The following is a 5349-nucleotide window of genomic DNA, read 5'->3' as shown; positions in this document are numbered from 1 at the left end:
GGGTTGCCGTCCGGGGCGGTGGTCGCGGCGACGATCGTCCCCGGGCCGGTGACCGTGACCGTCGGGCGGCCCTGGAACGACCACAGGCCGGCGGCGGTCAGCCCGGCCGGCGGGTCGTCGTAGAGCCAGACCGACACGGTGCGGGTGGTGCCCGAGCCGGTCGTGCTGGCCGCCCGCAGCCCGATGACACTCCCCCCGCCGAACAGCGCCTCCGGCCGCCGCAGCGCACCGGCCTGCGGCTGCATCGGCTCGGTGTACGCGTCGAAGGTGGTCACAGCGCCGCCGCCGGCAGGGTGAGGGTGACGGTCCGGGTCTCGCCCGCCGGCCGGGGACGGTAGACCACCTGCGCGGACAGCGTGGAGTCCGCGACGGTCACGGTCACGTCCACCACGTCCAGTCGGTCGCCGAGCGCGTCGGTGAGGCTGCCCCGGGCCCGGGCCCGTACGGTGCCGGCCAGGTCGGGGGAGAGCGGCTGGAACAGCGTGGACTGGCCCAGCCCCGCGCCGAAGCCCGGCCGGTGCAGCCGCTCGTTCGGCCCGGTGAGCAGGACCAGGCGGACCAGGTCGTCCAGGTGCTCCAGCGCGGAGCGGGTGGCCAACCGGCGACCGGCGCCGACGGTCCAGGGTTGGGCGGCGAAACGGGTCATGTGCCCTCCACCTTCGACTGGTTGGAGCTGATCTGGAGCGTCCCCTGCGGCGCGGACGCCGCGCTCAGGCACAACCCCACGCTGGTGTCCAGCAGCACCGGTTCGCCGGCGGTCACCCGCGTCGCCGGGGACTGCCAGCGCACCGTGGTGCAGGGGCTCGCGACGGTGCCGACCACGAACGGACAGCCGGTGATCGTGGCGCTGTCGGAGACCACGAGCACCGCCGCGCCGTCGGCCAGCACCCGGTCCTGGCTCGCGCTGAAGCTCGCCGACCCGCCGTGCGGGCAGGTCGCGACGGTGGCGGTGGTCAGCAGGTAGCCGGGCATGTCACTTCACCACCAGTGCGCCGTCGTTGATGTCGACCTGCCCGTTGCGCATGACGATGGTCGCGCCGGACCCGTTGTCGATCCGTACGCCGTCGTCGTCGAGGGTGATGACCGGGCCGGCCGAGGAGGTGACGGTGAGCGCGCCGTCGGCGTCGGACAGCTCCAGCCGGTGGCCGCCGGGGGTGAGCAGGACGACGGTGTCCGGCCCGGCGCCGGGCACCGCCTGGCCGGCGCTCCAGTTCGCCCCCGACCAGACCGGCTGCGCGGACAGGTCGCCGCGCGGCCATTGCACCAGCACGGCCGCGCCGACCGGCGGCACCAGCGCGAAGCCACAGCCGTCCCCGGCGTACGGCAGCGCGGGCAGGCACCAGCCGGTCGGGCCGTCCAGGAGTTCGGGGACGTCCACCTTGATCCGGCACTTCTGCTCCGGGTCGTCGTTGTCGTGCACCGTGCCGGGGAACAGCCCGACGTAGCCGCCGTTCACAGCGCCACCACCGCCGCCAGGGCGGGCACGCCGCCGGCCGGTCCGCTGCCCAGGGCGTTGCGGATCAGGCCCAGCGCCTGACTGTGCCCGCCGGCGGTGATGGTGTGCCGGACCGACTTCACCAGCCACAACCCGTTCAGCGTCGGGCCGAGCCCGGCGATGGTGATGGTGCGGCGGGCGCGGACCAGCGGCATGTCGGGGGCGGTCAGCGTGGTGGCCAGGGACGCCCCGAACGCGCTGCGTTCGGCCATCGCCGTCGCGGTCGTCCGGGCGTCCAGCACACTGATGCCGGCCGCGGCGTGGGTCCGGATGAGGGTGGCCCCACCGAGCGAGCGGGGGCCCATCGCGTTCCCGGTGCCCGGGTCGCTCGCCACGTCGGTGTCGGTGGTACCGGGAACGGTTCGCGTCAGGTGCACCTCCTGCCCGGCGAGCAGTTGCACCGACGCGGTGGCCCGGCCGCCGAGATCCCCGTAACCGAGGCGGAGGGTGCCCTGCGCCGCCGCGGTCGGGTTGATCCGCCGGAACACCCCGGTGACCACCCCGTCGATCGACTCGACGTGCAGGTCGAATCCGTTACGCCCGGCGAGGCCCCGCAGGAACGCCCAGTCGGTGCCGCTCTGCTGCGGCGAGTAGGCGGCCGAGTCGGTGCCGACCGGGGTGGACTCGACCTGCGCGGCGAGGCCGTACTGCCCGAACAGGGTCTGCGCGATCGTCGAGTCGGTGGTGTCCTGCCACAGCCGCTGCACGTCGCGGCGGTCCATCTCGAGGCTGCGGTCCATCCCCTCCACGGTCAGCGTCGACAGCCCGCCCGGGGCGAAGCTCCAGTTGGCGCTGACGCTGCGGGCGTCGATCTCGTAGCTGGTCCCGCCCCGGCTCACCCGCACGGTGAACGGGGTGGCCGGCGCGACCAAGGCGTCCAGCGAACTGTGCCAGGCGCTGTTGTTGTCGGTGTCCAGCGCGACGGTGACGCTGACCTTGTCCGGGCTGCCGAGCGACTCCTCGACGCTGACGCTCTGCACCAGCTCCAGCTGCCGAGCGGTCAACGGTGCGCCGGCGACGGTGATCACGGTGCGCGTCTCAGGCATCGGGCACCGCCAGCATCGTCCCCGGCTCCTCCAGGGTGAGCGCGTCGGCGGCCGGGTTCGCGTCGGCGATCACCCACCACCGGGTGCTGTCGTTGAGCGCCGCCGCCGCGAGCAGGTCGAGCCGGTCACCGGCACGGACCGGGTAGACCACGTCGGCTCGCGGCGCGACGCTGATCCTCGGCGTCGACATCCGCCGCGTCGAGCCGTCGTCCTGCGTCACGTCCAGCTGCGGCTGGTCCGCGTACCGGCCGCTCACAGCATCAACTCCACACCCTGGGCGATGCCGACGGTGGCGCTGGCTGTGCGTACCGCCTGGTAGGCCGTGGCCAGCACGTTCGCCAGCTTCATCTCCTCGCTGAGGTCCCGGCCTCGCAGCACGGTCAGGGACAGGTCCACGCTGGCCTGCACGGGCTGCAGCAGGGCGTCGAAGCCGGTCTCGTGGATGGCGCAGCTGTCCACCCGGACCGGGACGATCCGCTCCAGGCTCCAGGCGAGCACCACCAGCGGCAGCGACGGCGCGGGCACCGGCGGGGCGCCGCCGCCACCACCGCCGAACGCGCCGGCGACCGCCCCGACCAGCGCGGCCAGCCCGCCGCCGCCCGGCTCCAGCAGCCCCTCGATGGTGGCCAGCAGCGGGCCGATGCCGAGCGACCCGGTGATCGGCTTGTCGATCGCGTCCAGCGCATCGAGCTCGATCTTCAGCGTGTACGACTCCACCGGTGGCCCGCCCACCCGCAGCCCCGACCCGCCGGACGTGCCGGCCTGCACCCGCAGCACCCGGGTGACCTCGGCCGGGTTGTACTGGAACGGCACCATGCTCGGCACCATCCCGGCCACCGGGTCGGAGAAGGACATCAGCATCCCGCGCATCAACATGACCCACTCCCCGGTCTCTGGTCGTTCTCGGTCACGTGCTCGGCGACGGCCCGCGCGACGGCCGCCTCGGGCCCGTCCGGCCAGGCCCGTACGGCGAGCGCGGCCTCGATGGCGGCGCGCAGCAGACCCGGCTCGGGCGGCGCGTCGACGGTCACGTGGATGTCGGTCACCGGTGCCTCCGCGCGGTCGGTGGACGGCGGCTCTTCTCCAGCTCGCGGCGTACGGCGGCGTGCAGGTGCTCGGACCGCACCTCCGTGCCGGCGGCGAGGGCGCTGACCGTGGCCGCCAGCGCGGCGGCGCGGATGGTGGCGCCGGACAGCTCCTCGCGGGCGACCGTGGTGGTGTCCACGCCGGGCAGGTGGTGGCGCCAGAGCAGCTCCCGCTCGCTGTGGTCGGGCAGGTCGAACCGGACGGCGAGCCGGATCCGCCGGGCGAACGCGTCGTCCAGGGCGGAGGGGCGGTTACTGGTCAGCACCACAACACCGCTGTGCACCTCGATGCGCTGCAACAGGTGGTCGATCTCCAGGTTGGCGTACCGGTCGCGGGCGTCGGTGACCTCGCCCCGCTTGCCGAACAGCCCGTCCGCCTCGTCGAAGAGCAGCACCGCACCGGCCGTCGCCGCGTCGCGCAGCACAGTGTCGAGGTTGCGTTGGGTCTCCCCGAGCCACTTGGTCACCACCCGGGCCAGGTCGACGATCCACAGGTCACGGTCGATCGCCGCGGCGACCGCCTCGGCCGCGGCGGTCTTGCCGGTGCCGGACGGCCCGTGGAACAGCGCGATGACGGCCCGGCCCCGCCGGCCGGTGAACCCGAGCCGGTCGTGCGCGGCGGAGGAGTGGCGGGCGTGCGCGACGAGGTCCCGCACCCCGGCGAGGGCCGCCGGGGGCAAAACGAGGTCGTCGAGCGTGGTCATCACCGGCAGCCGGCGGGCGAGCCCACCCGGGTCGTGGCGGGGCTGGGCGCGCAGCGCCGTGCCGACGTCCTGGGCGGTCGCGACCCGGCCGTCCACCGCCGCCACGGCGCGGGCCTGGCCGACCACGGCGGCGATCGCCGGTTCGGCCAGCGGCAGCCGGCCGGCCAGGTCCGCCAGCTCGTCCCGGCTCACGGCGATGCCGGCCTGCCGCAGCGCGCGCCGCCAGGCCTGTTCCGCCGCGGCCGGCGTCGGGGCAGCGAGCTCGACGACGTGCCACCCGGGCGGGCCCGGCTCGTCGGCGCCGCCCACCGCGAACACCGCCCCGTCCGGCGGCGCCGCACCCGGCTCGAGCAGAACCGCCGGCAGCTCATGTCCCAGGCGCAGCAGCAGCCGGGCGACCGCCGGTGGCCGTGCCGTGGCGGCCGGCGCGATGCTGAGCCGCGCGGCCACCGCGTCGCGCAGCGGCATACGGTCGTCGGCGGCCTCGCAGCGGGCGAGCACCGGGACGCCCGCGTCGAGCAGCCCGGCGATGTGCGCGGCGGCGGCGGCGACCCGCGGCGCGACCCCACCGCAGCTGGGCGGCTCAGGACGCTGGCCGGCGATGGCGGCGACGGTGGCGGTGGGCAGCCGGACCGGGGCGTCCGGGTCGACCGGCGCGTCCAGCAGCCCGCCGCGGACCAGCGGGTGGGTGGCGTCGACGGTCAGCGGCACGGTCACGCCCACCCCGGCGAGGACGTGCGCGAGCAGGCCGAGGCTCGGCCAGCGGCGGCCGGCGTCGTCGTGTACGCAGCCGCAGACGATGGCCACCTGCGGCTCCACCGCCGCCCACCAGGCGATCGCCAGCACCGCCTCGGCGCCGGTGTCGAGGCCGCTGACCCGGACCAGCTCGGCGAACTCGCCCTCGGCGGGCAACGGCAGCAGCGCCACACGGGGGTACGGGTCGACCACGCCGACGGCGGCGACCGCGCGGGTGGCGTCGTCCAGCGTCGGGTCGGCCCACGCCTCCCGGTAGCGGCGCA

The 5349-nt window shown here is 75.5% G+C and carries 9 protein-coding genes; all 9 read right to left on the bottom strand.

The genetic code is table 11. From position 1 onward, the window contains the following. Positions 1–275 (bottom strand): hypothetical protein (locus tag ACWEVO_RS29210; RefSeq protein WP_452310694.1); only part of this gene is annotated, 275 nt, incomplete at its 3' end. Continuing rightward, on the bottom strand, positions 272–646 hold the full coding sequence (locus ACWEVO_RS29205; RefSeq protein ID WP_452310693.1) for a hypothetical protein: 375 nt from the start codon (positions 644–646) through the stop codon (positions 272–274). The genes ACWEVO_RS29210 and ACWEVO_RS29205, both read right to left, overlap by 4 nt. Continuing rightward, positions 643–972, bottom strand: a complete 330-nt coding sequence (locus ACWEVO_RS29200) for a hypothetical protein (protein ID WP_452310692.1) — start codon at positions 970–972, stop codon at positions 643–645. The genes ACWEVO_RS29205 and ACWEVO_RS29200 overlap by 4 nt, the downstream gene beginning before the upstream one ends. Before the next feature lies 1 nt (position 973). After that, the gene (locus ACWEVO_RS29195) at positions 974–1456 is read right to left on the bottom strand and encodes a phage baseplate assembly protein V (protein WP_452310691.1); all 483 of its coding nucleotides are present in this window, start codon (positions 1454–1456) and stop codon (positions 974–976) included. Beyond that, on the bottom strand, positions 1453–2541 hold the full coding sequence (locus ACWEVO_RS29190; protein ID WP_452310690.1) for a phage late control D family protein: 1089 nt from the start codon (positions 2539–2541) through the stop codon (positions 1453–1455). Before ACWEVO_RS29190 ends, ACWEVO_RS29195 begins: the two co-directional genes overlap by 4 nt. Beyond that, positions 2534–2797 (bottom strand): hypothetical protein, encoded by a 264-nt coding sequence (locus ACWEVO_RS29185; RefSeq protein WP_393174356.1) that lies wholly within the window; start codon positions 2795–2797, stop codon positions 2534–2536. Before ACWEVO_RS29185 ends, ACWEVO_RS29190 begins: the two co-directional genes overlap by 8 nt. After that, positions 2794–3417 (bottom strand): hypothetical protein, encoded by a 624-nt coding sequence (locus tag ACWEVO_RS29180; protein WP_452310689.1) that lies wholly within the window; start codon positions 3415–3417, stop codon positions 2794–2796. The genes ACWEVO_RS29185 and ACWEVO_RS29180 overlap by 4 nt, the downstream gene beginning before the upstream one ends. Further along, positions 3411–3587, bottom strand: a complete 177-nt coding sequence (locus ACWEVO_RS29175; protein WP_452310688.1) for a hypothetical protein — start codon at positions 3585–3587, stop codon at positions 3411–3413. Before ACWEVO_RS29175 ends, ACWEVO_RS29180 begins: the two co-directional genes overlap by 7 nt. Beyond that, positions 3584–5349 (bottom strand): ATP-binding protein (locus ACWEVO_RS29170; RefSeq protein ID WP_452310687.1); only part of this gene is annotated, 1766 nt, incomplete at its 5' end. The genes ACWEVO_RS29170 and ACWEVO_RS29175, both read right to left, overlap by 4 nt.

It is taken from the genome of Micromonospora sp. NPDC003776 (genome assembly GCF_053605645.1).
Note: the sequence above shows the minus strand (reverse complement) of the source record. Positions and strands in the feature narration are given on the sequence as shown.

Bases quoted from the DNA above. Each gene is read 5' to 3' on its own strand.
- ACWEVO_RS29180 (WP_452310689.1), bottom strand. From the start codon at position 3,417: ATGTTGATGCGCGGGATGCTGATGTCCTTCTCCGACCCGGTGGCCGGG.
- ACWEVO_RS29200 (WP_452310692.1), bottom strand. From the start codon at position 972: ATGCCCGGCTACCTGCTGACCACCGCCACCGTCGCGACCTGCCCGCAC.
- ACWEVO_RS29190 (WP_452310690.1), bottom strand. From the start codon at position 2,541: ATGCCTGAGACGCGCACCGTGATCACCGTCGCCGGCGCACCGTTGACC.
- ACWEVO_RS29205 (WP_452310693.1), bottom strand. From the start codon at position 646: ATGACCCGTTTCGCCGCCCAACCCTGGACCGTCGGCGCCGGTCGCCGG.